At 58.3% G+C, this 25,308-nt stretch carries 25 protein-coding genes and 1 pseudogene; 16 read left to right on the top strand and 10 right to left on the bottom strand.

Annotation, left to right across the window (positions count from 1 at the left end):
• The 3 genes and pseudogenes from PMI29_RS03055 to lpxO form a co-directional block, all read right to left on the bottom strand.
• Positions 1-205, bottom strand: a pseudogene (locus PMI29_RS03055) (PQQ-dependent sugar dehydrogenase); the annotation flags it as partial.
• A gap of 50 nt (positions 206-255) precedes the next feature.
• The gene (locus PMI29_RS03060; protein ID WP_008003396.1) at positions 256-603 is read right to left on the bottom strand and encodes a hypothetical protein; all 348 of its coding nucleotides are present in this window, start codon (positions 601-603) and stop codon (positions 256-258) included.
• Between the two features lie 147 nt (positions 604-750).
• Entirely contained in the window at positions 751-1,650 is a 900-nt protein-coding gene (gene lpxO, locus PMI29_RS03065) for a lipid A hydroxylase LpxO (RefSeq protein WP_008003394.1), read from the bottom strand.
• A 487-nt stretch (positions 1,651-2,137) separates the two neighbouring features.
• Here lpxO and PMI29_RS03070 point away from each other — a divergent pair, with 487 nt between their 5' ends.
• Complete coding sequence (locus tag PMI29_RS03070) at positions 2,138-3,724, top strand: ABC-F family ATPase (protein WP_033052720.1); 1,587 nt, start codon at positions 2,138-2,140, stop codon at positions 3,722-3,724.
• A gap of 217 nt (positions 3,725-3,941) precedes the next feature.
• Positions 3,942-5,138 carry an MFS transporter gene (locus PMI29_RS03075; protein WP_008003391.1) on the top strand — a complete coding sequence of 399 codons (1,197 nt, stop codon included), beginning with the start codon at positions 3,942-3,944 and terminating at the stop codon, positions 5,136-5,138.
• Between the two features lie 606 nt (positions 5,139-5,744).
• Here PMI29_RS03075 and PMI29_RS03085 read toward each other — a convergent pair.
• Entirely contained in the window at positions 5,745-6,782 is a 1,038-nt protein-coding gene (locus PMI29_RS03085; protein ID WP_008003389.1) for an alpha/beta hydrolase family protein, read from the bottom strand.
• 168 nt (positions 6,783-6,950) lie between these two features.
• A complete protein-coding gene (locus PMI29_RS03090) occupies positions 6,951-7,562 on the bottom strand; it encodes an FMN-dependent NADH-azoreductase (RefSeq protein WP_008003388.1) in 612 nt (203 codons plus the stop codon).
• Positions 7,563-7,693: 131 nt separating this feature from the next.
• Between PMI29_RS03090 and PMI29_RS03095 the strand changes: the two genes are divergently transcribed.
• Together PMI29_RS03095 and PMI29_RS03100 are read left to right on the top strand one after the other, a co-directional pair.
• Positions 7,694-8,602 (top strand): LysR substrate-binding domain-containing protein, encoded by a 909-nt coding sequence (locus PMI29_RS03095; RefSeq protein WP_008003386.1) that lies wholly within the window; start codon positions 7,694-7,696, stop codon positions 8,600-8,602.
• A complete protein-coding gene (locus tag PMI29_RS03100) occupies positions 8,599-8,958 on the top strand; it encodes an MmcQ/YjbR family DNA-binding protein (RefSeq protein WP_033052719.1) in 360 nt (119 codons plus the stop codon). The genes PMI29_RS03095 and PMI29_RS03100 overlap by 4 nt, the downstream gene beginning before the upstream one ends.
• Before the next feature lie 11 nt (positions 8,959-8,969).
• On the opposite strand, the gene PMI29_RS03105 is transcribed toward PMI29_RS03100, so the two are convergent.
• On the bottom strand, positions 8,970-9,398 hold the full coding sequence (locus tag PMI29_RS03105) for a DUF1294 domain-containing protein (RefSeq protein WP_008003381.1): 429 nt from the start codon (positions 9,396-9,398) through the stop codon (positions 8,970-8,972).
• Positions 9,395-10,225, bottom strand: a complete 831-nt coding sequence (locus PMI29_RS03110) for an undecaprenyl-diphosphate phosphatase (protein WP_008003379.1) — start codon at positions 10,223-10,225, stop codon at positions 9,395-9,397. Before PMI29_RS03110 ends, PMI29_RS03105 begins: the two co-directional genes overlap by 4 nt.
• A 286-nt stretch (positions 10,226-10,511) precedes the next feature.
• Here PMI29_RS03110 and pnuC point away from each other — a divergent pair, with 286 nt between their 5' ends.
• From pnuC to PMI29_RS03150, 8 genes are all read left to right on the top strand, one after another.
• The gene (pnuC, locus tag PMI29_RS03115) at positions 10,512-11,075 is read left to right on the top strand and encodes a nicotinamide riboside transporter PnuC (protein ID WP_008003377.1); all 564 of its coding nucleotides are present in this window, start codon (positions 10,512-10,514) and stop codon (positions 11,073-11,075) included.
• Positions 11,072-11,596: an AAA family ATPase gene (locus tag PMI29_RS03120; RefSeq protein ID WP_008003375.1), complete on the top strand. Its 525-nt coding sequence runs from the start codon at positions 11,072-11,074 to the stop codon at positions 11,594-11,596. Before pnuC ends, PMI29_RS03120 begins: the two co-directional genes overlap by 4 nt.
• Positions 11,597-11,944: 348 nt before the next feature.
• Positions 11,945-12,391, top strand: a complete 447-nt coding sequence (locus tag PMI29_RS03125) for a hypothetical protein (protein ID WP_008003366.1) — start codon at positions 11,945-11,947, stop codon at positions 12,389-12,391.
• Position 12,392: 1 nt separating this feature from the next.
• Complete coding sequence (locus PMI29_RS03130; RefSeq protein WP_008003364.1) at positions 12,393-12,983, top strand: hypothetical protein; 591 nt, start codon at positions 12,393-12,395, stop codon at positions 12,981-12,983.
• Between the two features lie 64 nt (positions 12,984-13,047).
• Positions 13,048-13,887, top strand: coding sequence for a hypothetical protein (locus tag PMI29_RS03135; protein WP_008003362.1), 840 nt, complete (start codon positions 13,048-13,050; stop codon positions 13,885-13,887).
• 61 nt (positions 13,888-13,948) lie between these two features.
• Positions 13,949-14,629, top strand: coding sequence for a C39 family peptidase (locus PMI29_RS03140; RefSeq protein ID WP_033052721.1), 681 nt, complete (start codon positions 13,949-13,951; stop codon positions 14,627-14,629).
• A 26-nt stretch (positions 14,630-14,655) separates the two neighbouring features.
• Positions 14,656-15,453: a hypothetical protein gene (locus PMI29_RS03145; protein ID WP_008003358.1), complete on the top strand. Its 798-nt coding sequence runs from the start codon at positions 14,656-14,658 to the stop codon at positions 15,451-15,453.
• A gap of 45 nt (positions 15,454-15,498) precedes the next feature.
• Complete coding sequence (locus tag PMI29_RS03150) at positions 15,499-16,806, top strand: transporter (protein ID WP_008003356.1); 1,308 nt, start codon at positions 15,499-15,501, stop codon at positions 16,804-16,806.
• Positions 16,807-17,055: 249 nt separating this feature from the next.
• Here the strand turns inward: PMI29_RS03150 and PMI29_RS03155 are convergent, their stop codons facing one another.
• Positions 17,056-18,381, bottom strand: a complete 1,326-nt coding sequence (locus tag PMI29_RS03155; protein ID WP_008003354.1) for a sigma-54 dependent transcriptional regulator — start codon at positions 18,379-18,381, stop codon at positions 17,056-17,058.
• Positions 18,382-18,723: 342 nt separating this feature from the next.
• Here PMI29_RS03155 and PMI29_RS03160 point away from each other — a divergent pair, with 342 nt between their 5' ends.
• The 3 genes from PMI29_RS03160 (at position 18,724) to nhaB (ending at position 22,147) form a co-directional block, all read left to right on the top strand.
• On the top strand, positions 18,724-18,990 hold the full coding sequence (locus PMI29_RS03160) for a hypothetical protein (RefSeq protein WP_008003352.1): 267 nt from the start codon (positions 18,724-18,726) through the stop codon (positions 18,988-18,990).
• Between the two features lie 286 nt (positions 18,991-19,276).
• Complete coding sequence (locus PMI29_RS03165; protein ID WP_008003350.1) at positions 19,277-20,566, top strand: hypothetical protein; 1,290 nt, start codon at positions 19,277-19,279, stop codon at positions 20,564-20,566.
• Positions 20,567-20,644: 78 nt separating this feature from the next.
• Positions 20,645-22,147 (top strand): sodium/proton antiporter NhaB, encoded by a 1,503-nt coding sequence (nhaB, locus tag PMI29_RS03170; RefSeq protein WP_008003348.1) that lies wholly within the window; start codon positions 20,645-20,647, stop codon positions 22,145-22,147.
• A 46-nt stretch (positions 22,148-22,193) separates the two neighbouring features.
• On the opposite strand, the gene zwf is transcribed toward nhaB, so the two are convergent.
• Together zwf and gnd are read right to left on the bottom strand one after the other, a co-directional pair.
• Positions 22,194-23,708: a glucose-6-phosphate dehydrogenase gene (gene zwf, locus PMI29_RS03175; RefSeq protein ID WP_008003345.1), complete on the bottom strand. Its 1,515-nt coding sequence runs from the start codon at positions 23,706-23,708 to the stop codon at positions 22,194-22,196.
• Entirely contained in the window at positions 23,705-24,685 is a 981-nt protein-coding gene (gnd, locus tag PMI29_RS03180) for a phosphogluconate dehydrogenase (NAD(+)-dependent, decarboxylating) (protein WP_008003342.1), read from the bottom strand. Before gnd ends, zwf begins: the two co-directional genes overlap by 4 nt.
• Before the next feature lie 272 nt (positions 24,686-24,957).
• Between gnd and PMI29_RS03185 the strand changes: the two genes are divergently transcribed.
• Positions 24,958-25,140 (top strand): DUF6026 family protein, encoded by a 183-nt coding sequence (locus PMI29_RS03185; RefSeq protein ID WP_008003340.1) that lies wholly within the window; start codon positions 24,958-24,960, stop codon positions 25,138-25,140.
• Positions 25,141-25,308: the final 168 nt, after the last annotated feature.

Here is a 25,308-nt window from a genome sequence, read left to right as displayed (position 1 = left end):
TGCCGGGTCGTTCGGTCACCAGCATGCTTTTACGATCCGGCAAGAATGCCAGGGCCCAGGGGTGCTCCAGCCCCGTCACGATGGGGGTGACCTCCAGGGTGCCTTCTTCGCTTTTCATCGTCTGGCCGGGCGCGGCAAGCGCGGGGACAGTGGCGGTGATCAATATGCTGGCACAGAGGGTTGCCAACAAGTCTTTGCGCAACATGCGGGATTCCTTGTCTGAGGAACATGGCTGGCAGATGTCATGCCTGCCGCTCAACGGTTACCGGTGCCGGCGTCTCGTGGGGGAGGATTGGGAATGAATGTCGGTGGGCTGGCGGGAGCGCTCCGTTCGGGATAGCGATTACCGATGCCGCCGTTTTCCAGTGTCGGCGGGCGCGGGACCGGCACGGTATTGGGCCCACGAATCGCCGGGGCACTGGGTCGGGTGCCTTGCATGCTGTTGGGATTGGCCCGGTTGATCGGGCTGCTGTAAGGGTTATTGTTGGTGCTGCCTGGCAGGTTCTGGGCCAATTGCAACGAAGCAGGGGCAGCGGCCTGGGCCAGAGGACCCAGCATGGCACTCAAGGCCAGCACAATGGCGCCAAACACGTATCGGTTCATGGCGTGCCTCTCTACGTCACGTGGATAAGGACTTCGATACCACGCTACGCCCGGGGTTCAGATTTGTTAACTAAAACCTCCCCGGCAAGATGTAACACGACGTTGATCCGGCCTGCTCGCGAAGGCCTGGTACGCTACAGCAAAAAATCAGAGCAGAATGAAGACCACCAGCAAACCGACGAAGATCGACCATTTTTCGAGGTAGTAAAGCTTGCGGTTGCGCTTTTTCAGTTGCTTGGCGCGCAGGCGAACCTTGTAGATCTTGCCGAACAGCCGGTTGAGCCCGCCGGTCCTGTCGCCCGCCTCGTTCGGCGCACCTGCCGCCGACATGACATTGCGACTGAACCAGCGATTGAATGCCGCTGCCCACCGGTACTTCATCGGCCGCTCGACGTCGCAGAACAAGATGATGCGATTATGCGGCGTGGTGTTTTCTGCGTAATGAATGTAGGTCTCATCGAACATCACCGCTTCGCCATCGCGCCAATGGTAGTTCTGGCCATCGACGTTGATGTAGCAACCGGCAGCGTTGGGGGTTTGCAGACCCAGGTGATAGCGGTACGAACCGGCGTACGGGTCGCGATGGCGCACCAGTCTGGAGCCCGGTGGCAACTCGGCGAACATCGCCGCCTTGATCGAGCCAATGCCTTGTACCAGTTTGGTGGTCCGTGGGCAAAGCTTCATGGCCGACGGATGGCTATCGCCGTACCACTTGAGGTAAAAGCGCTTCCAGCCGGTCTTGAAAAACGAGTTGAAACCGACGTCGTCGTATTGGTTCGAACGCTTGATCTCGCCGGCATGAAGCAAATGCAGGCCTTCGGCACGAATTTCTTCCCAGTGCGCCTGCAGCGGACTCAGGTCGGGGAAGTCGGCCGGGTCGAGGTACGGTCTGTTTGGGATTTTCGAAAACAGATAAAGAAAGCAGTTGATCGGTGCCAGAAACGTCGAGTGATCACTCAACTGGCGACCCGGCTTATGGCGCACTTGACCACGCAGATGGACGTACGCAATAGAGACAACGTAGATAATGGCAATGATCAGTTTCACGGAAATCGTCACACGTCAGAAGTAAACACACTGCGCCCTTTACCGGCATGCCGGTCCCCGGGTCTTGTGCAGCGACTGAATACGAAACAGTGGCCCTGTGGTGCCATCGAGCCACGCTGATGGTCGGCATTCATCTGATGGACGGCATTTTAGCCATAGTTTGTAACCAATAGTTAACCTGTAACGGTGAAAATGCGTCCGTGAAAACTGCCAATGCGTTGCGCAGACCTCAACGCCCTATCGTTTAAAGAGCCAGACCAGTACAATCGCAGCCAAACTTTACGCGCCCCCAGGTTGAGAGCGGGAAAATCCCCTTTCAGCGCATATTGACTCGGGCCAGGCGCGCCACATGCTGCTGTCCACTTGATGCCAGATGGATCTTCCACTGTTGATCGGGATGAATGTCCCGGGTCCGAACAGTGGAAACGGGTACTGAACCGGTACTGCCGCAACCCTAGCTACTCTGAATGCTTCGCAGGAAAAACCTTTGATTTCTACAGCTAACATCACGATGCAGTTCGGCGCCAAGCCGCTCTTCGAAAACGTTTCGGTCAAGTTCAACGGTGGCAACCGTTATGGTCTGATCGGTGCCAACGGTTGCGGCAAGTCGACCTTCATGAAGATCCTCGGCGGTGACCTCGAGCCGTCCGGCGGCCAGGTCATGCTGGAGCCGAACGTGCGTCTGGGTAAATTGCGCCAGGACCAGTTCGCCTACGAAGAATTCACCGTGATCGATACCGTGATCATGGGTCACGAAGAGCTGTGGAAGGTCAAGGCCGAGCGCGACCGCATCTATTCGCTGCCGGAAATGAGCGAAGCAGACGGCATGGCCGTGGCCGAGCTGGAAACCGAATTCGCCGAAATGGACGGCTACACCGCCGAATCCCGCGCCGGTGAGCTGCTGCTGGGCCTGGGTATTCCACTGGAACAGCATTTCGGCCCGATGTCCGAAGTCGCTCCAGGCTGGAAACTGCGTGTATTGCTGGCTCAGGCACTGTTTTCCGATCCGGAAGTACTGTTGCTCGACGAACCGACCAACCACCTGGACATCAACACCATCCGCTGGCTGGAATCGATTCTCACCGTGCGTAACAGCACCATGATTATCATTTCCCACGACCGTCACTTCCTCAACAGCGTCTGCACCCACATGGCCGACCTGGACTACGGCGAGCTGCGCCTGTTCCCGGGCAACTACGACGAGTACATGACTGCCGCGACCCAGTCCCGCGAGCAACTGCTGTCGGACAACGCCAAGAAGAAAGCCCAGATTGCCGAACTGCAAACGTTCGTCAGCCGCTTCTCGGCCAACGCCTCGAAAGCCAAGCAGGCCACCTCCCGCGCCAAGCAGATCGACAAGATCCAGCTGGCCGAAGTCAAGCCATCGAGCCGCGTGAGTCCGTTCATCCGCTTCGAACAGACCAAGAAACTGCACCGCCAGGCCGTGACCATCGAACAGATGTCCAAGGGCTTTGATGGCAAGACCCTTTTCAAGAACTTCAGCTTCACCGTCGAAGCCGGCGAGCGCGTGGCGATCATCGGCCCGAACGGTATCGGCAAGACCACCCTGCTGCGCACCCTGATGGGCGAGCTGACCCCGGACGCCGGTTCCGTGAAATGGACCGAAAGCGCGGAGCTGGGCTACTACGCTCAGGACCACGCCCATGACTTCGAAGACGACGTCAGCCTGTTCGACTGGATGGGCCAGTGGACTCAAGGCGAGCAGATCATTCGCGGCACCCTGGGTCGCATGCTGTTCTCCAACGACGAGATCCTCAAGTCGGTCAAGGTCATCTCCGGTGGTGAGCAAGGCCGCATGCTGTTCGGCAAGCTGATCCTGCAAAAGCCGAACGTACTGGTGATGGACGAACCGACCAACCACCTGGACATGGAATCCATCGAGGCGCTGAACCTGGCGCTGGAAAACTACCCGGGCACGCTGATCTTCGTCAGCCACGACCGAGAGTTCGTATCGTCCCTGGCGACCCGCATCATCGAGTTGAGCCCTAACGGCGTGACCGACTTCAGCGGCACCTACGACGACTACCTGCGTAGCCAGGGTGTGGTGTTCTAAAACTACCTCGCTGCACTTGTAGGAGCGAGCTTGCTCGCGATGGACGACAACGATAACGCGTGCAACCTGAATGAACTCGTTATCCGGACGTTTTTCGCGAGCAAGCTCGCTCCTACAGCCAGCAAGGCAGCCCACGAAATATAGTTAGCCTGCTTTCTTTTATCGCAACGCCGCGCCATGATGCAGCTCTCCCACCGCCGCCCGCGAACGAGCCGTCATGTCTGTGCAGCAAGTTGCTCCGCAAAGCTCCATGGCGATCACCCTGCAGATCGTCTCCATCGTTTTCTATACCTTCATTGCCTTCCTCTGCATTGGCTTGCCGATTGCGGTATTACCGGGTTATGTCCACGAGCAGCTCGGGTTCAGCGCCATCGTGGCCGGGCTGACCATCGGCTCGCAATACCTCGCCACCCTGCTCAGCCGGCCCATGGCCGGACGAATGTCCGACAGCGTTGGCACCAAGCGCGCAATCATCTATGGCTTGTCCGGGATTGTGCTCAGTGGCGTGCTGACTTTGCTATCGACCCTGTTGCAAGGCTTTCCCTTGCTCAGCCTGCTGATTTTGATCGCCGGGCGCCTGTTGCTGGGGATCGCCCAAGGGTTGATCGGCGTCGGCACCATCAGTTGGTGCATGGGCCAGGTGGGCGTTGAGCACACCGCGCGGTCGATTTCCTGGAACGGCATCGCGTCCTATGGTGCGATTGCCATCGGTGCACCGCTGGGCGTGGTGATGGTGCAACAACTCGGTTTCGCCAGCCTGGGCACCGCCCTTTCGCTGCTGGCCCTGGCCGCACTGTTACTGATTCGCAACAAGCCCTCGGTTCCCGTGGTGCGCGGTGAGCGTCTGCCATTCTGGGCGGTGTTTGGGCGCATAGCGCCGTTCGGCGCGAGTCTGAGCCTGGCTTCCATTGGCTACGGCACCCTGACGACCTTTATCACCTTGTATTACGTCAATCGCGGCTGGACCGGCGCGGCCTACTGCCTGACCGTATTCGGGGTATGTTTCATTCTGTCGCGGCTGCTGTTCATCTCCGCCATCAGCCGATTCGGCGGGTTCACGTCGGCCATTGCCTGCATGTGCATTGAGACAGTTGGACTGGTACTGCTGTGGCTCGCACCGTCGACCGGGTATGCGCTCATTGGCGCCGGCCTGACCGGATTTGGCCTGTCCCTGGTTTACCCGGCACTGGGTGTCGAGGCTATCAAACAGGTGCCTGATTCCAGCCGGGGCGCGGGCTTGAGTGCTTACGCGGTGTTTTTCGACCTGGCGCTGGCCATCGCCGGCCCGTTGATGGGCGCAGTAGCGTTGAACCTCGGTTATGCGTGGATTTTCTTCAGTGCGGCAGTGTTGTCGGTGACGGGCCTTGGCCTGACTTTATTGCTGGCACGTAAATCCGCGCACGCAACGAATTAAAAACATATCCAAAAGAAACAACACCCAATGCATTTCAATTTACAACAAAGATGAAACACTCCGAACAGATTAATTCAAAGTGCTATCGTTGTTTAAATTATTGATGGAGGCAGAATCGCATGTGCTGAACTAACTTGGATTATAAAAACAGGAAAATCAATATGCGTCTATTATCGCTACCCCTTCTCGTTCCGCCATTGCTGATTGCTCTTTACTCCAATGCACATGCCGAAGATACAATGCAGCAAATCTGCCATAACGGTGTGTGTTATGACATTGGCGAAATAGGCGACGAGTGCTGCCCGTTCAGTATCGAGCAACTGAAGAGCAACGCCCAACACCTGAAAAACCCGACAGAAAACTTCGCGAACAGTAAGGCATCACATTCAATTACAAACAAGACGAGCACTGCGGTATAGGTCTGACCGCCCGGTAAATCAGAAGCCATTTCCATAGTGTGTGCCTGCTTAGCGCGGGCACTCTCCAGTATTTTAAAAAATCAGTGTCATTGTTTTTAAACCGGTTCGCGAACCATCTTCCCGAATTAAAGCCTGGAAAGATGGTTCGCCGATAAGTCATTGAAGGCAGCGATCGCCGATCACACGTTTACTGATCGGCAGTCTGCATCCCGGCCCGGGTCGCCCTGCCCAGGGTGCGCGAGAAGAAACTTCCAGCCTCGGAAATCAGATTGCGGTGTATATCTTGCCGATCGACACCATCGGCATCGGTGCACAGCGCGGGCATGATTACGATCTGCTCGTCGTTGCACGGCGCCATGAACACAAAGTGGCCTGCCCCGGCCAGTAACTTGAAGTCAGGCGCCGTCGGCAGTTTGCGTGCCAGTGCCGCGGCGTTCTTGTCGAAAGCCACCAGTTTGTCGCCATCGCCGCTGTATAGCAGCACCGGCACATGCACATCGGCCAGAGTGTGGCGGCCGAACTTCAGGCTCAACGGCGCCATCAGCATTAAGGCGTGAACGCGAGGGTCAGCTACCGGTTGCAGGTCGTCGCGATCGACAATCAATTCGCCCTGGGTGTTGCAGGCATCGCGGTCATCTGGACGCTCCTGGCAATAACGGCGCAGGCGATCCAGGTCCGGGGTCGCACCAGACAGAATCAATGCAGTCTCGCCACCGGCCGAATAACCGATGACCCCCACCTGGTCGGCATTGACGAACGGCGACAGCATACGGTCGCCCAAAGTGGCGGTGATGGCTTCGGAAATCTGGATCGGCCGGCCGTACAGGTTACTCAAAGTACCGAGGCGGCTGTGGTCCCTGGAGTTGTCACCGGGGTGAATCACGGCCACCACGACAAAGCCTTTGCGCGCCAACGACGTGGCAAGGTCGTGCAGGGCCAGCGGGGTACCGGTGTTTCCGTGGGACAGCATCAGCATCGGGAACCGGCCAATGGCGACTTTGGTGTCCTCTCCGGCTTCGACGGTGTAACCCTCGAGTTTACTGGTGTGCTCCCAGTCACTGGACGGATAGAAGGCGATGGCGCGCATCGGCTGCAGGTCCAGTGGATCTAGAAAAGTCATCTCATGGAAGCCGACGCTCCAGTGAGGATGCGGTGCAGGCGCGGCGTGCACTGTATTCAGGCTGCTGAGCAGGCAAAACAGTAAAGTTGCACAAAGACGCATCATGGGATGCCCCACCTTGTTACCGGACTTGAGACGTACGCCCTGGACTGCATAAGTCGGGCCACAATCTGAAACGACCAGAAACAAAAAACTCCGTAACTGGTACTTGCGTAACCAGATTACAGAGTTTTTCGGGCTTTACCTGAACGGTTGCCTACTTTTACGCAAGCCTTACGCTGCGGCGAACAACTGATCGCTGATTTGCGCGTGAGCAGCGCTCATGGCTTTGTTGCGAACGTCGTCACCGTAAGCCAGGCCTTCGGCGCGGACGATTTCGATGTCGGTGACGCCGATGAAACCGAACAGCAGCTTCAAATATTCTTCGTGGGCAACACCGGTGGCCTGACCGGCATGCATGCCGCCGGAAGTCGAGACGATCACGACTTTCTTGCCACCGCACAGGCCTTCAGGGCCGGCTTCGGTGTAACGGAAGGTCTGACCGGCTACGGCGATGCGGTCGATCCACGCCTTCAATTGAGTCGGGATGGTGAAGTTGTACATCGGTGCGGCAATCACCACGGCATCGGCGGCCAGGAATTCGGCCAGGGTCGAGGCACTCAGTTCGGCTTCGTGCTGTTGTGCGGCATTGCGCAGTTCAGCGGTGGTACCGGCGGCGACCAGAGTGGTGGCGGAGAAGTGGCTGATCGCGTCGGCGGCCAGGTCGCGGTAGGTCACCACGGCGGTTGGCTCGGCGGCTTGCCAGGCTTTGACGACTTCGCCGCTCAGCTGACGGGAAGCCGAGTTGTCGCCCAAAATGCTCGAATCGATATGCAGCAGTTTCATGTGGGATCTCCAGGTGAGGATCGCCCACAAGGGCGATCTGATGGGACTAATCCTACAGACGAAACCAATAGCTGATTAGACGGCAACAATGCGATAGTTCGTCTCACAGATAGAACAATCGAGTTCACATCATGCAAGACCTCAATGATCTGTATTACTTCGCCAAAGTCGTGGAAGCCGGTGGTTTCGCGGCGGCCGGGCGCTTGCTGGGCATCCCCAAGTCACGACTGTCGCGCCGCATCGCCGAACTGGAAGAACGCCTTGGCGCACGATTGCTGCAACGCACGACCCGACAGTTGAAACTGACCGCCGTGGGTGAGCGCTACCTCAGGCACTGCCAGGCGATGCTGTTGGAGGCGGAAATGGCCGACGAGGCCGTGGCCAGCATGTCCAGCGAGCCCCGTGGGCGATTACGGGTGTCCTGCCCGGTTGGGCTGGCCCACGAAATGTTGCCGGGGGTGATTAGCGACTTTCTGGAACGGTTTCCGCAAGTCCAGCTGGAGATCATGTTGCTCAACCGGCGGGTCGACCTGGTGAACGAAGGCATTGACGTGGCCCTGCGTGTGCGGGAACTGGGCGACGAAGACCCGCTGCTGGTCACCCGCCGCCTGCGTCAAGCGCAAATGCTGATGGTCGCCAGCCCCGGTTTCCTCGTTGGCCGTGAGATCAACCATCCCGAGGATCTGAAAAGCCTGCCGGTGCTCGGCGCCCTGGAAGCCGACCGCATGGTGCACATCCGCATGCTGGATCAAAAAGGCAAAGTTTGTGAGCTCGCGCTCGAGGCCCGGCTGGGCATCGATGACTTTATCGTGCGCAAGGCCAGCACCCTTTCAGGCCTGGGCTTTACGATGCTGCCCATGATGTATTGCGAACAGGAGCTGGAAAACGGCTCACTGGTGCAGCTGTTGCCCGAGTGGTCATTGCCCGGTGGCTGGTTGCAAGCGGTCTATCCTCATCGACGCGGGGTGATGCCGGCGGTACGCGCCTGGATTGACCATCTGGTCGAATCATTCAATGCCTGTGGGGAACGATTGATATGAGAGCTGGACGGATGAGCGAAGAGGATGTCGCGAAATTTTGCCTCGCCCTGCCTGGAGCGCGGGAAGACTATAAGTGGGGAGGCGTACGGGTGTTTTCGATTGCCGGGAACAAGATGTTCGCCTTGCAGGGACTACGGGGTGACTCCCTGGCCTTCAAGGTCGACAAGGATCTGTTTCTCGGCCATTGCGACCGTCCCGGGATTCATCCCGCGCCTTATCTGGCGCGCGCCCAGTGGATCATCATGGAAACGCCCTACCCGCTCGGTGGCGAAGAACTACAGGGATTGCTGCAGCGTTCCCACCAGTTGGTGGTGAGCAAACTGCCAAGGCGCACTCAAGTCGGCCTGTTGCTATAGGGCCTTCTTTATTAGAACAAGGCGAACAGGTGTGCGCCGAGGAACAGGTGGTCGATCCAGAACACCTGATGCAACAGCACGATGATCCAGAACACCAACTGGAACGAGACTTTGCGCGTTTTGTGCCGGAACACTTGCTGTGCCAGCAACGCACCGGGCCAGCCTGCGGCGAATTCCAGCGCATGCAGGACATTCTCCGGTGTCCGCCATTGATTGGCGCGCGCCTTGCGCTTGTCACTCCAGTACAGAAAAAACGTCACGACGCTGACAATGCCGTAGGCCGCCAGGGGAATCAGCGACACCCCGTGCAGCCACAACGACACCGAACCCGACAGCGGCAACGCGCACAGGATTGCAAACACCAGCCACTTCAGCCGTGAATGGCGAACCTGTCCCCCGGACTGACGCCCGGGGTTATTGCGCGAGCTTGAGTCACTCACGGCTTGACCGCACTCCAGTCGACCCAGCCGAATTGCCAGGTCGCCAGGATGATCAGGCCGAACACAATGCGATACCAGGCAAACGCCGCATAGCTGTGGTTGGCGATGAACTTGAGCAGCCCGCGGACCGCGATCATCGCGAAGACGAACGCCGTGACGAAGCCGATCGCGAACACCGGGAAATCCGCCGGGACAAACAGGTGACGGTATTTATAGCCCGAGTACACCGCCGCGCCGACCATGGTGGGCATCGCCAGGAAGAACGAGAACTCGGTAGCGGTCTTGCGCGACAGGCCGAACAGTAACCCGCCGATGATCGTCGAGCCCGAACGCGAAGTGCCAGGAATCATGGCCAGGCATTGGGCGAAGCCGACTTTCAGTGCATCTTTCCAGGTGATGTCATCCACCGTTTCGGCGTGTACTTCATGCTGACGCCGCTCGGCCCACAACATGATGAACCCACCCACGACCAGCGCCGTTGCCACCGTGATCGGATTGAACAGGTACTTGTGGATCAGGTCGGCGAAGATGACGCCCAACACCACGGCCGGCAAGAACGCGATCAACAGGTTCGCGGTAAACCGCCGAGCGCCCGGCTGGGTCGGCAGACCGATGACCACGTCGAAGATCTTGCGTCGAAACTCCCACACCACCGCCAGGATTGCACCCAACTGAATAATGATGTTGAACGCCATCGCCCGCTCGCCCCCGAAGCCGAGCAAGTCGGCCACGATGATCTGGTGGCCGGTACTGGAAATGGGCAGGAACTCGGTCAGCCCTTCTACAACCCCAAGAATCAATGCCTGAAAGGCGGTCCAAAAATCCATCAATCCCCCAAAAGGCTATGCGCACCGGCATGCCCCGTTAGTATTTTTCAAAAGCTTTCATCGCGATCAGCGTAGCTGAAGCCCCGCGCATCAAGGATTACCACAGAACCGTAAAAATCCTGTGAAAAAACAACCCTGATTCGGGTTTATCCGTACGGGGCCGAAATCCTATCAGACAAGTCGGATTGGCGCTGCCGCGTTATCGGGGCACGCCCTCTCGCCACAGGATTCCTGACGCCAATCCGGTTACAATCCGCCCCTTCTTCTATTTCCCCAAGGAATCTCCATGTCCGGGCTTGAACTGTTTGCCGCCGCCCTCGGTGTCATTGCCGTCTGGCTGACGGTCAAACAGAATCCCTGGTGCTGGCCCATCGGCCTGGTCATGGTGCTGCTTTACAGCTGGATTTTTTTTGAGGTAAAGCTGTATTCGGACATGCTGCTGCAAGTCGTCTATGCCGCCTTGCAGCTTTACGGCTGGTGGCAGTGGACGCAGTTTGGCGAAACCACCCATGGCCGCGAAGTCAGTCGGCTCGATACCCGGTCTGTGGCCTTGAGCCTTGCCATTGGTGCACTCGGCAGTCTGTTGCTGGGGGCGGCCATGGCTCACTGGACCGACGCTGCGCAACCCTGGCTCGATGCGGCGCTGACCGGGTTCAGCCTGGTGGCGCAGGTCTGGATGGCGCAAAAACGTGTCCAGTGCTGGCCGTTGTGGATTGCCCTGGATGTGATTTTCGTCGGGTTGTTCATCTACAAAGATCTGTACCTGACCGCCACCCTGTACGGGTTGTTCACCGTTATTGCGGTGCAGGGCTGGCGCGAATGGCGCGCCGATCCGGCATTGCACGCATGAAAGCCCTGGTACTCACAGGCCCGGAATCCAGCGGTAAAAGCTGGCTGGCGGCCGAGTTGCAACAGCGTTTCGGCGGGATTCTGGTCGACGAGTATGTACGCTGGTTCATTGAGCAGAATCCGCGGGACACCACCTTGGCCGACATTCCGGAGATCGCCCGCGGTCAATTGGCATGGGAAGACGAAGCGCGGGCGCAACAACCGTCGTTGCTCATCCTCGACACGCACCTGCTGAGCAACATCCTCTGGAGCCAGACCTTGTTTGGCGAATGCCCGGCCTGGATTGAACAAGCACTACTGGCCCGGCATTACGACTTGCACCTGCTGCTGTCGCCGGAGCACGTCGTATGGACGGATGATGGCCAGCGTTGCCAGCCCCGATTGAGTGAGCGCCAGGCATTTTTCGACCAGACCCTGGCCTGGCTTGAGCGCCACGCCCAACCGGTTCAAGTGCTGTACGGAGATTGGGCAGAGCGCCGATTCCAGGCACTGAACGCCGTGACCCGACTGCTCGACGCCTGACCGGCGTTTGGGGCAATTTCCCCATCCTCACCCTGCTTTTTTGGGGGGGAAGTGTCCGATCCTGAAACACTCTCCCTGCCTGAGACGGCCCATTTCAACGCCCTTCATCGTTTGCTCACAGGATGTGTTAAGGCATTGTTACAACAACGCTAGAACCCTTGTTCCAGAGGGGTTGGCCCGCAATTACGGGCTGCCTGCGCAGGGTTTAGTCTCACCGTTGATACATCCTCGGCAAAGGGTTCCCGAACCAAGTCTGTAAACCATTGAATCAACTCGTTATTCAAAAGCCGGCACAGCTTTCGCTCTATCCCTCACACAGCTGACCGGGGCCAGCTTACAAATGAAGGTATGAATGTCGTGGAGATATTCAAAAAAAAAGGCTTGATGTGCCTCCTGCTGATCGCGAGCGCTGCTGGCACTGTTCTCAGTTTCAACGTTCATGCCGAAGGCAACGGTGTCATCGTGCTTGATCGTACCGTTCACCCAACTCTCATCGGTCGTAGCGGCGGCAGGGATCCGAACCCGGCCACCATCAATGCCAACCCTTCTGCCCGCGTCACCGGCGAACTCAGCGACGCCGATATCGCCGGGGTAACCACCGGAACGATCCCTCACAACAGCTTCGGGCAAAACCCGGGCGGCATGCAAGGCATGAATGTCATCACCAACCCCAACGGTTTGCCTGGCATGTCTGTCGGCCACGGTGGCGGCAGTGGCGGCGCCATTTCCGGAACCATCAATCGCGCCATGAGCAGCGGCCTGGGCTCACTGGGCAGAATGGCGGGAGGCCAGTGAAATGGATCGTTCCTTCCTGTTACCTGCCCTGTTACTTGCCCTGCTCGACAGTACCAGCGTGATGGCCGATTCGGGCGTCAGTTCGGTGAACAACGCCACCTTCCTGGATTCCGGTACTCAATACCGAGGCAACTTCAGCGTCAACCAGGCGGCGGGTGATCAACAGCAGCAGGCCAACGTCCGCGCGATCGCCATTGGTACCCAAGCCAGTGCGACCACCAGCGTCAGGCAGAGCATCACCACGCCCGCCAGTCCGTCGATGGATGCGACGGCCAATATCGGCGGCACCTCCTTCAGTAATGGCACCGGCGTACTGGGCGTGAACCAGGGTGCCGGGGCGAACAACCAGATGGCCAACGTCATGCGCATCAGCATCAGCGCTGCACCGCAAGCCGTTGACGATAGTGCCCTTTCTCAACAGAACGTGGCGTTGTTACCGAACTCGGGAGCAACTGGCACCCCAAACGGCAGTCGCCAGGTCGTGACAAGCGACCAGGCCTTCACCGGCAGCCGGGGCGTGATCCAGGTGAACCAGAGTGCCGGGGTGGGGAACCGAATGGCTAACACCCTGAGCATCCGGGTCTCTGATTGACCCCGATACAGTGCGATTAGGGACGTACCAACACTTGACCAACCAATGAGCCCGGAGAAGCACCATGAACCCGACAACTGCCCTCAAACCACTGGCTTTCGCCCTGGCAGCAGTGATGGCATTCGCAGCCCAGGCAGCCGGTGTTGATGATCCCGCGCAAGGCAATGGACAGGGCAGCAACCAACAGCCTAATGGCCCGACGCTGGAACAAATTCTGCAGATTACCGCAGGCGCCGGGGCCGCCGTGCTGGACTCGCAGGAAAGCAGTGACAGCAGGGTAGTGAATCGGGGCACCAAAAACGACGCTAAAATCGATAACTCCCTGAACAACTCCAACGGCAACATGGGCGCCAACGTTGCAGCCGGTAACGGCAACCAGCAAGACAACGCCGCCGCCCTTGCCACGGCTGACGAAGCCTTCATCTTCGGCAGCGCGGTCGCCGTCTCCAGCGCGACTCAGAAGAGCACAGGCAACACCGCCAGGAACCACTCCAACACCAACAACACAACGCTCAATAACGCTGGCAACAGCGGTTCCGGCAACATCGGCATCAACGTGACCACCGGCGACTTCAACCAACAGAAAAACAACCTGGCGATTGCCGTATCGGGTGGCCGTGTCGCAGTAGCCGCGGCGGCGGCCAACCAAAGCACGACCGGGCTGAACGTCACCAACAACGCCAGGACTGATTTCGTACCCTTGGGTGTACTCGGTCTGTCCGGCATAACCACCCAACAAGTGATGACGCCAGAAGGCTGGAGGCCTCCTGTAACCAACAATGCTTCGATCACGGGCTCGATGAACAACTTCTCCGGCAACGGCGGAGCCAACGTATCGTCCGGCGTCGGCAACCAGCAAAGCAACTCGCTGTCCATCTCCGCAGGTTGTAAATCATGCCCATAATCGCGACCGCCATGAAAGTCCTGCCGATGAGGCTGTTCCACAGTCACAAGGCGTATCGATGATGCGTAAGACTGCCCTTTTCGCCCTGCTCTGCCTGTCTGGCCTGACCCAGGCTGCACAGATGCCGGTTGCCGCCCTGCCGGGTGGTGTGCTGGTGTACAAACACGTACAGAGTTTGCGTGAGCGCAAGTTCAGCGACATCGTCGAACAAAAAACCGATTTCAGCTGCGGCGCCGCCGCGCTGGCAACGATACTGCGCCAGGCCTATTGGCTCGACGTCGATGAGGAGCACATCATCAAAGGCATGCTGGTCTTCGCCGACCAGGATCTGGTTCGTACCCAGGGTTTTTCCATGCTGGACATGAAGCGCTACATAGAAAGCATCGGCATGCGCGCCCGGGGGTACAAGATCCCGCCGGAAAGACTCGATGCAGTGACGATTCCGGTGGTGGTACTGATGGAAATTCGCGGCTACAAGCACTTCGTGGTGTTGCAGCGGGCGGACAAGAACTGGGTCTACATCGGCGACCCGGTGCTCGGTCACAAACGCTACTCCCATGATGACTTTGTCAAAGGCTGGAATGGCATTATCTTCGCTATCGTCGGTCCCGGTTACGAAAAGACCAATGCGTTACGCAGTCCACCGCAACCGCTGACAGCAAAGAACAAGCTGGATAACTTCAACCCGGTCAAAGATGCCGAATTGATGGATTTTGGTTTCATACAGAGCGACTTCTTTTAATCGCCAATAAGATGACAGGGGGCAGGATGCTCCGGGAGCAGCAAATGAAAACCTCGTATTGGGTGGTCACTGCCTGTCTGGCAGCGACCACTTCAGGTTTTGCTGATGAGTTCAGACCCATCGAAATCAAGGACCAGGAACTGGCCGAGTTGCGTGGCCGGTATGTGATGCCGGGGCGGATCATCAGCTTCGGTGTTGTCATGAGCAGTACCTGGCGCAACGCCAGTGGTGATCTGATCGGGGCATCCACCTCGATGCGACTTCAAGCCGAAACGGTCAAGCCCGAGTTCTATGTTTCAACCATCGAACACAGCGGTAAAGGCGGTTCGCCCAACTCGGGTACCGGTTCGGGCACCCGTTCGGGCACCGGCTCGGGCACCGGTAATGTAACGGGTGGCGCCGGACTGAGCACCTCTCAGGGCATCACCCAGGTCACACGGGCCGCCGGCGATGGCAACAGCTCAAACAACAAGATCGCCATCAACGTGAAAGAGGCCAGCACGGCCCCTGCGCCGGTGCCGAGAAGGGGCCAGGCGCTGATAGCCGGTCAAACCATCACCGGCAGCAATGGTGCAGGCAGTGTCGCTGTGTCCGCGACCGGCGGTGGCGTGCAGGTGGCCATCACCGCCAACAACAACCAGGGCTCAAGCCTGCAACAAATCGCCCAAGGCGGGTTACGGCAAGACACCCGGTTGCTGGGCAACAGCAATGTGGTCAACAACATGACTCGACTCAACGTGGTGCTCGACAATAAAGGCCCGAGTGCTGGTGCATTGGGCTACAACCTGAACCAACTCGCTGCATTACGGACCTTGGGGTATTGAGCTACGCTGAGACACGACCATTGGGCACAAATGGACGGCTTTTTCATGTACCGATCGGTATCACTGCGTGCAGTCATATGCTTGTGCTCTCTACTCCCGGTGGCGATGGTGCAGGCAGCACCTGACCCGGAATTAGAGGCTCTCAAACAAGAACTTCTGGAGTTGAAACAACGATACGAAGTCCAGCAAAAAGCCATGGCGGTTCTCGAGCAACGGGTTCGCCAGGTCGAAGAACAGCCCGCTTCTCCCCCTCCCAAACGCCTGGCCAAGTCGCCAGCGGACCTGAAGGGCAATCCCAACGTCGCCACCGGCACCGGTGCCGCGGCGGCTTCAGGGGGGGCCGCCGGGGGCAGCGGTAGCTCTTATGGACAATCGCTGACCGATGACTCACAACCGGCGCAAAGCGTTTCAAACCTGTATGACGAGGCCAGCGGGTTCTTCGGCGGTGGCAAGTTCAGCTTCGAAACCGGGATAACCTACTCCCGATACGATACCCGCCAACTGGTCCTCAACGGCTTTCTCGCCCTGGACTCGATCTTTCTCGGTGCTATCAACCTGGACCGGATCAAGGCCGACACCTGGACACTGGACCTCACCGGCCGCTACAACTTCAACAATCGCTGGCAGTTCGACCTGAACGTGCCGGTGGTCTACCGTCAGTCCACGTACCAGTCCGGTGGCGGCAATAACGGCGCCGCCAACGTCACCACCGAAGACACCGTCAAGGAATCCCCGGCCATAGGCGACGTCAACTTCGGTATCGCCTACAAATTCCTCGACGAGTCGGCCAACACGCCGGATGCCGTGGTGACCTTGCGCGTCAAGGCGCCGACTGGCAAAGATCCGTTCGGCATCAAGCTGGTTCGGGTGGACAACAACTCCAACCTGGCCGTGCCGGAATCCTTGCCTACCGGTAACGGCGTCTGGTCGATTACGCCGGGGATATCTCTGGTCAAGACCTTCGATCCGGCAGTGCTGTTCGGCAGCCTGTCCTACACGCACAACCTGGAAGAGTCTTTCGACGACATCAGTTCCAACCCGGCGGTCAAGACACCGGGCAAAGTACGCATTGGCGACAGCTTCCAGATTGGTGCCGGTATTGCGTTCGCCCTGAACGAAAAGATGAGTATGTCGTTCTCGGTCTCCGACCTGGTGCAACGCAAAAGCAAGCTCAAGGAAGATGGCGGGGATTGGCAATCGGTGGTTTCCAGCGATGCCAACGCCGGTTACTTCAACATCGGCATGACCATTGCGGCCACCGACAGCCTGACCATCGTCCCCAACCTGTCCATCGGCATGACAGACGATGCCCCCGACTTCCAGTTCAGCCTGAAATTCCCTTACTACTTCTGACCCGAACAAAACAGGTTATTCACGCAACTCCGGGAAACTGTAGGAGCAAGCCTGCTGGCGATAGACTCGAATGTGCCGCGTTCATCCAGTTCACACGCGTTATCGTTAACGACCATCGCAGGCAAGCCAGCTCCCACAAGAGACCGCGCCTGTAGGAGCAGCCGGTCGACGCTCGATTGCTGGCGATGGACTCAAGCGCGCCGCGCCCGCAATTTCCATTGCAGCGGTCTTTTTGTTTGAAGCAGGAATTCAACGAATCTGATGCTTGTGCAACAACCGGTAGAAGGTCGGTCGCGACACACCCAATACTTTGGCGGCGACACTCAGGTTATCGCTGTGGCGGTTCAATACATCGCACAATGCCTGGCGTTCGGCCCGGGATTTGTATTCTTCAAGGGTGCCCATCGGCGCGGAGATTGAATGCTGACTGATCAACCCCAGATCACGGGCCTCGATCTGCCGGCCTTCGGCCAACACCAACCCGCGACGAACGCGGTTGGCCAGTTCGCGGACATTGCCTGGCCAGTCGTGTTTGCCCATGGCAATCAACGCGTCTTCGCTGAAACTGCGTGGGCGGCGCCCGGTTTCACGGCTGTAGAAATGGGAGAAGTGGTTGGCCAGCGTCGCCAGATCGCCATGGCGCTCGCGCAGCGGAACGGTCGCCACTTGCAGTACGTTCAAGCGGTAATACAAGTCTTCGCGAAAGCGTTTCTTCTCGATGGCGGCTTCAAGGTCGACGTTCGTCGCCGCCAGAACCCGCACATCCACCGGAATCGGCTGACTGCCGCCCACCCGCTCGATGTGTTTTTCCTGGAGGAACCGCAGCAGGTTGGCCTGCAACTCCAGTGGCAGGTCACCGATCTCGTCGAGAAACAGAGTGCCACCGTTGGCGGCTTCTATCCGTCCGACCTTGCGTTGGTGCGCGCCGGTAAATGCGCCTTTTTCATGGCCAAACAGCTCGGACTGGATCAAATGTTCGGGAATCGCACCACAATTGATCGCAATAAAGGGCTTGCTGTGACGCTGGGACAGACGATGCAGGGTCCGGGCGACCAGTTCCTTGCCAGTGCCGCTTTCACCCCGAATCAACACCGCAGATTCGGTCGGAGCCAGTTTGCTCAACAGCTTTCGCAGTTCACGGATAGGTTTGCTGTCACCCAGCAATTCGTGCTCGGGCTGGTCAACATGGACCGTACCCTGCCCGCGCAACCGCGCCATGCCAAACGCCCGGCCCAGTGTTACCTGAACCCGGGACACATCGAATGGCAAGGTATGAAAGTCAAAAAACCACTCACAGACGAAGTCGCCGACATTTTGCAGTCGCAGCACATCCTGATTGAGTACGGCTATCCACTCGGTGCCGCTGCGGCTGATCAGTTCTTTGACAGCGTCCGGGTGCTCGAGGTGAAAGGGCTGCAAGCGTAACAAACCCACGTCACAGGTTCGGTCAGTGGCGTTCTCCAGTGTGCAGCTGTCAACGTCCCAACCGATAGAGCGCAATCCAGGGAGCAGACGATAGCAATCGTCACAGGGGTCCACCACTAATAGACGTCGTAGAGCAGGCGCATCGTTCATGACTATTCCTTGGCGCCAAATTTATGAAAATTTATTAAAAACAGTCATTTGGCGGACCCGACTGTAACATTAGCAAGAATTTGACAGGTCCTTGTACCGTTTAACTATAGGGACGTCATACAACCAGTTATAAGCTGCGATTTTGTTAGTTACCTAACGACTCTTTCCTTTCATTCAGCTTTCAATGTCAGGCTCATTCCTTAGCATCTGAAATAAAGTGGAAATTTCTTTTGATTGTGTGTGACCCGAACCCCGGTTGCGGGCATCAGTACAAGTAACCAGCCGAACGGTAAGCCCAACCATCGGCACATCACTTGATTGGGCATGCAGAGGAAGACCCCCATGAACGCCCCGCTCCGTATCAACGAAGCACTGCTGATTGCCGACCGCGCATTTAAACCATTCAAATGCGTGGCCTGGGCACCACAAGACGGTAATGGCGAACTCAGCCTGACCGTTATCGACCGCACCAGCACCCGCATTGGCCGCAAGCAGATCCCAAGCAGCGCTTACTCCGATCCCGCACAACTCGAACTGCTGCTGGAACAGGCCCGCGCTGAATTGAGCGAGGAAGGTTACACACTGCAGTCGTGGTCGATGCCAAACTAATTGTTCTGCGGATTACTCCGGGGTAATCCGCGCCCTCCTCCTGTCATTAGTTCGCAGAATTTTTCTGGCCCTGCGCACTATTTGACGCTGTTCAGTTCGAACTTTGCATACGCATGATACTTTGCAGGCTTGCCAATGGTTCGAAAAGACACTGTTGTGGCACACAACGACCCTCCGCTCGTTAGTTATCAGAGTTGTGCATCCCTTCATTCAGGGGTTGAATATTTTCCTTATTAGTCGCCAGCCAAACTTCTGGATCATGACGACTCGCAAGGAGATGCGACGCATGTCAATCCAGTCGGCTTTTGCCTACCCCACCACCCGGAACAACGCCGGAGTCCTCGATAAAACGTTTGCCGCCAATGGCAAGACCCAGGTGTATTTCGCCGATAGCCTTTCCAGCCTGGCCAATGGTGTTGCGATCGATGCGCAGGGTCGCTTGCTGGTAGCCGCTAAAGTCTTCATGGCCGATGGCAGCCGCTTTGGTCTGGCCCGTTTGCTGGGGGATGGTTCCGCAGACCTCGCATTCGGCAATCAAGGCAGTGTCATCGGGCAATTCGAGCCGGGGTTCGAAGCCATGGGTGCCAAGGTTCTGGTCATGCCCGACGGCAATATCCTGTTGGCCGGCCTGCAATACGAAAACGCGCACCGCACGCTCCCGGCCTTGGCATTGCTGGATCAGGAGGGTCGGCTGGTTCGACGCTTTGGTGATAATGGTCGCTGTGTCGTGCGATTGCCTGGCGGTCTGTCCCTGGGCATACGCGATACCTGGCTCCCCCCCGGTGTACCCGGCGCCGAAGCCTGCGATATCGGCGTCCAACAGGACGGTCGAATCCTGATCCTGGCCAACCATCACTACGAGCTGGCCGATCACGCCGGTATGTTGATACGGCTGGATGTCGAAGGCTCGCTGGACTACTCGTTCAATGACCGTGGCTTTGTCGTGGTCAGGCACCTGCTGATGAACACCTGGCTCAGCAGCCTGACGCTACAACGTGATGGCCGAATTCTGGTCGGTGGATCGATCAACTTCCCTGAAGAAGGCTTGCTGGCACGCTATCACCCGGACGGACGCCTCGACGACCGTTTTGCCGTCGATGGATTCATGACCTTCAAGGCGCAAGGGCATGGCGCCCGGGTCAGTCAGGTGGTCCAGCAAAACGAAGGCGACATCCTGTGTTTTGGCAGCAGTTGCGAGCCGATGCACTGCCTGACATTTAAAATGCACAGCAACGGCCGCCCCGACAATCATTGCAACGGCGGACAACCGCAGCGACTGAAAATCGGTCACAGCGGATGCCAGTGGAACGCCGCGCAGTTACAGCCCGATGGCCGTGTGCTGACGGCGGGCGCCACCATCGGCGGCGTTGAAGCAGACTTCATTTTGGGGCGATACCTGCCCAACGGCCGTCCCGATCGCCACTTTGGCAAAGGCTGCGGCTGTACGCGGACCCGCCTCGGCCCCAGCCTGGATACTGCCACCTGTGTCGCGGTGCAGGCCGATGGAAACATCGTAGCTGGCGGCTATTCGTTGCATGGCAGCTACAAGGCAGTCGTCGCGCGATATCTGGGCTAATCCGATGTATTTTTCCTGCGCTTGATCTTCTCGCTCGCTTACGGCAATTTGCGCGCTTCTTAAAACAAGGAGCAGCCGATGTCCGGTTCAATGGCCCAGGCGTTCGCGCACAACTTTCTCGGGCACTCGCCCCGTTGGTATAAGGCCTGCATCGTCGGTTTCCTCATTCTCAATGCCCTGGTGCTGTGGACCGCAGGCCCGGTGGCGGCCGGCTGGCTGCTGGTGCTGGAGTTCATCTTCACCCTGGCCATGGCGCTCAAATGTTATCCGCTGATGCCCGGCGGCCTGCTGATGATTGAAGCCCTGTTGCTGAAGATGACCACGCCCCAGGCGCTGTACGATGAGTTGTTGCACAACTTCCCGGTGATCCTGCTGCTGATGTTCATGGTGGCCGGCATCTACTTCATGAAGGACTTGTTGCTGTACCTGTTCTCGCGTTTGTTGCTCGGGGTTCGCTCCAAGGCCCTGCTGGCCCTGATGTTCTGTTTTTTGTCGGCCTTTCTGTCGGCGTTTCTCGATGCCTTGACCGTGACCGCCGTGATCATCAGTGCCGCCGTGGGTTTTTACTCGGTGTATCACCGTGTCGCCTCCGGTAACGATCCGCGCCAGGACAGCGAGTTCAGCGACGACAAACATCTGCCCACCCTGCATCATGGCGATCTCGAACAGTTCCGCGCCTTTCTGCGCAGCCTGCTGATGCATGGTGCCGTGGGCACCGCGCTGGGTGGCGTTTGCACATTGGTCGGCGAGCCGCAGAACTTGCTGATCGGCCATGAAATGGGCTGGCACTTCTCCGAGTTCTTTTTCAGGGTTGCGCCGGTATCCTTGCCGGTGCTGGTTGCCGGACTGCTGACATGCGTGCTGCTGGAAAAGCTGAGCTGGTTCGGATACGGCACGTTGCTGCCGGATAACGTCCGAGCGGTGCTGGCCAACTACGCCGCCGAAGACAACACCGCGCGCACCTCAAGCCAGCGTGCAGCGCTCCTGGTGCAAGGCGTTGCCGCATTGATCCTGATTGCCGGGCTGGCGTTTCACATTGCCGAAGTGGGCTTGATCGGTTTGATGGTGATCGTATTGATCACTGCCTTTACCGGAATCACCGACGAACACCGTCTCGGCACCGCGTTCAAGGACGCCATGCCGTTCACCGCATTGTTGGTGGTATTTTTCGCCGTGGTCGCGGTGATTCACGATCAACAGCTGTTCGCCCCACTGATCCACTGGGTGCTGACGCTGCCGGCGGACCAACAACCGGGCATGCTGTTCATTGCCAACGGTCTGTTGTCCGCCATCAGCGACAACGTGTTCGTGGCAACCATTTACATCACCGAAGTGAAGCGTGCATTCATGGCGGGTGAGATGGCCCGTGAGCATTTCGAGACGCTGGCCATTGCGATCAATACCGGCACCAACCTGCCGAGCGTGGCGACACCCAATGGTCAGGCGGCGTTCCTGTTTTTGCTGACCTCGGCGATTGCGCCGCTGGTGCGCCTGTCTTATGGGCGGATGGTCTGGATGGCGTTGCCGTACACCGTGGTGATGGGCTTGCTCGGGTGGTATGCAGTGAGCTACTGGCTGTAACTCACCGACCCTGTGGGAGCAAGCTCGCTCCCACAAGAGATCCGTGTTATCCGAGGCGATGCCAGACACGACCGTCGCGGGTCAGCAATTCTTCGCCGGCCCTGGGGCCGTTTTCCCCGGCGGCATAACTCTGCACGCTGGAATCCTGCTGCCAGGCATCCAGGAACGGCTGCACGGCGCGCCAGCCGTTTTCGATGTTGTCGGCGCGCTGGAACAACGTCTGATCGCCCGTCAGGCAATCGTAGATCAGGGTTTCGTAGCCGGTGGACGGCTGCATCTCGAAGAAGTCCTTGTAGGCAAACCCCAGCTCGATGTTGTCCATCTTCAGGGCCTGACCGGGCCGTTTGGCCAACAGGTCGAACCACATGCCTTCGTTGGGCTGGATCTGAATGCGCAAATAGGTCGGCTGCAACTCATCGACCTCGGTATCGCGGAATTGCGCATAGGGCGCCGGCTTGAAACAGATCACGATCTCGGTGTCACGCACACTCATACGCTTGCCGGTACGCAGGTAGAACGGCACACCGACCCAGCGCCAGTTATCGATCATGACCTTGAGGGCCACATAGGTTTCGGTATTGCTGTCGGCTGCGACCTTGTCTTCCTGGCGATAGCCCGGCAGTGCCTTGCCGTCGATCTCACCCGCGGCGTATTGGCCACGCACCGAATTGGCGCGGGCCTCCTCGACCGTCCAGGGCCTGATCGCACCGACGACCTTGGCTTTCTCGCCGCGCACCGCATCGGCGCCAAACGCGGCGGGAGGCTCCATCGCCACCATCGCCAGCAACTGGAACAGGTGATTGGGCACCATGTCCCGCAGTGCTCCGGTGTGCTCGTAAAAACTGCCACGGGTTTCCACGCCGACGGTTTCGGCGGCGGTGATCTGCACGTGATCAATGTAGTGATTGTTCCAGAACGCTTCGAACAGGCTGTTGGAAAAACGGCTGACCAGAATGTTCTGCACGGTTTCCTTGCCCAGATAATGATCGATCCGATAGATCTGCTTTTCCGTCATTACTTTGAGCAGGCAAGCGTTCAAGGCTTCGGCCGTTTGCAGGTCAGAGCCAAAGGGCTTTTCGATCACGACCCTTCTGAACGCCTCGGGGGTTTCCTCCAGCAAGCCGGCGGCACCGAGACGGCGTGCCACCTCACTGAAGAAACGCGGTGCGGTGGCCAGGTAGAACACCGCATTGCCGGTTCCGCTGTCGGCGATTTTCGCCGCCAGCGCTTGATAAGTGCTGTCATCCAGGAAATCGCCCTGGACGTAGCTGATGCCTTTGGCGAGTCTGGACCAGACCGCTGGATCAAGGGTGTGATCACCCTTGCCAGCCATCTCGTTTCGAATGAAGTCTTCGAGCTTTTGCGCAAAGCCTTCATCGCTGATGGCGTTGTGGTCAACGCCGATGATCCGCAGTCCATCCCCGAGTAACCCATTGCGCTTGAGGTTATACAGCGCCGGCACCAACAGACGCTTGACCAGGTCACCGTGGGCGCCAAACAGAAACAACGTCGTTGGTGGAGCGGGCTCAGCCTTGGATTTCCTGCGGATCGCATGGGTCATTTTTTCGAGGTCTCCACGTGGCCGCCGAAGCCGAAGCGCTGGGCCGAGAGAATCTTGTCGCCAAAGGTGCCTTGCCCACGCGAGCGGTAGCGGGAAAACAGCGAGTTCGACAGCACCGGCACCGGCACCGCTTGCTCCATTGCGGCTTCAATGGTCCAGCGACCTTCACCGCTGTCGGCCACGGAGCCCGAATACCCATCGAGTTTCGGATCACTGGCCAGGGCGTCGGCAGTCAGGTCGAGCAACCACGACGACACCACGCTGCCACGACGCCAGACTTCGGCGATGTCGCCGACGTTCAGGTCGAAACGCTGGTCTTGCGGCAGGCTCTCGCTGTTTTTGGTTTGCAGAATGTCGAAGCCTTCGGCGAAGGCCTGCATCATTCCGTATTCGATGCCGTTGTGGATCATCTTCACGAAATGCCCGGCGCCAGCGGGACCTGCGTGAATATAGCCACGCTCGGCACGATCGTCGTCGGACTTGCGGTCCTTGGTGCGCGGGATGTCGCCCATTCCGGGGGCCAGGGTTGCGAACAGCGGGTCGAGGCGCTTAACGGTCCCGGCATCGCCGCCGATCATCATGCAGTAACCACGCTCCAGGCCCCAGACGCCGCCGGACGTACCGACGTCGATGTAATGCAGGCCTTTTTCCGACAGGGTTTTCGCCCGGCGGATGTCGTCCTTATAGAAGGTGTTGCCGCCGTCGATGATGGTATCGCCGGGTTCGAGCAAGGTGCTCAGGGTGTCGATGGTTTCTTCGGTCGGCGCACCGGCCGGCAGCATGACCCACACCGCACGCGGCTTGGCCAGGCCAGCGACCAGCGCTGGCAGATCGGTGACGCCGGTGGAACCCTCAGCGGACAAGGCTTCGACAAAGGCGGTATTGCGATCGTAAACAACGGTGGTGTGCCCGTTGAGCATCAGGCGCCGCGCAATATTGCCGCCCATGCGGCCCAGTCCAATAATCCCGAGTTGCATGTGCTGATGCTCCCTACTACAAATAAAAGTGTGTCAAAGGTTATAGCCCAACGCGACTCATGGGGTTAGTCCAGAGCGTTGGCGTGAAGTTTCCGGGCATTGTGCCCGATCCTGATGGATAACGTCGGTAATCAAACCGAAGACACAACGACAATGAAAAATAAAAAAGTTCCCTTCGGGGGCAAAAGAAATCAAAATTGGCGCCGATAGTAGATCAGCCGTTGATTTCGAGGCGGACCTACAGTTGAGACACGCCATTTGCGAGGTGAGCAATGGGCACAGTACACACCGCACTGCCAGCACAAACCCTTTACGTCACTATCCGTCGCGATGAATTGCGTCAGTTGAAGGACGAACGCGATCAATTGAAACAGGAGCTGGCGCAGTTGCGGCTACTGCTGCAAGCCGGTCAGACGCCGCCCCTGGCTGTGACGCAACGCGCCCCACTCGCCTGACCCCTCCTTTCAAGCGGGAGCAGTCTGCACTGCTTCCGCCACGGCTCGCGCCCTGCCACCCTTGGCAACTCAAATAATTTTCACAATTGTTTCAGGATAATTACTCGCGCTCGCGGTCGTTCCGTTACGCAATTTCAGCCGCGACACCCTTTGTAGCAGCTGCCGAGC

The organism is Pseudomonas sp. GM49 (genome assembly GCF_000282355.1).
Taxonomy (GTDB): domain Bacteria; phylum Pseudomonadota; class Gammaproteobacteria; order Pseudomonadales; family Pseudomonadaceae; genus Aquipseudomonas.
Note: the sequence above shows the minus strand (reverse complement) of the source record. Positions and strands in the feature narration are given on the sequence as shown.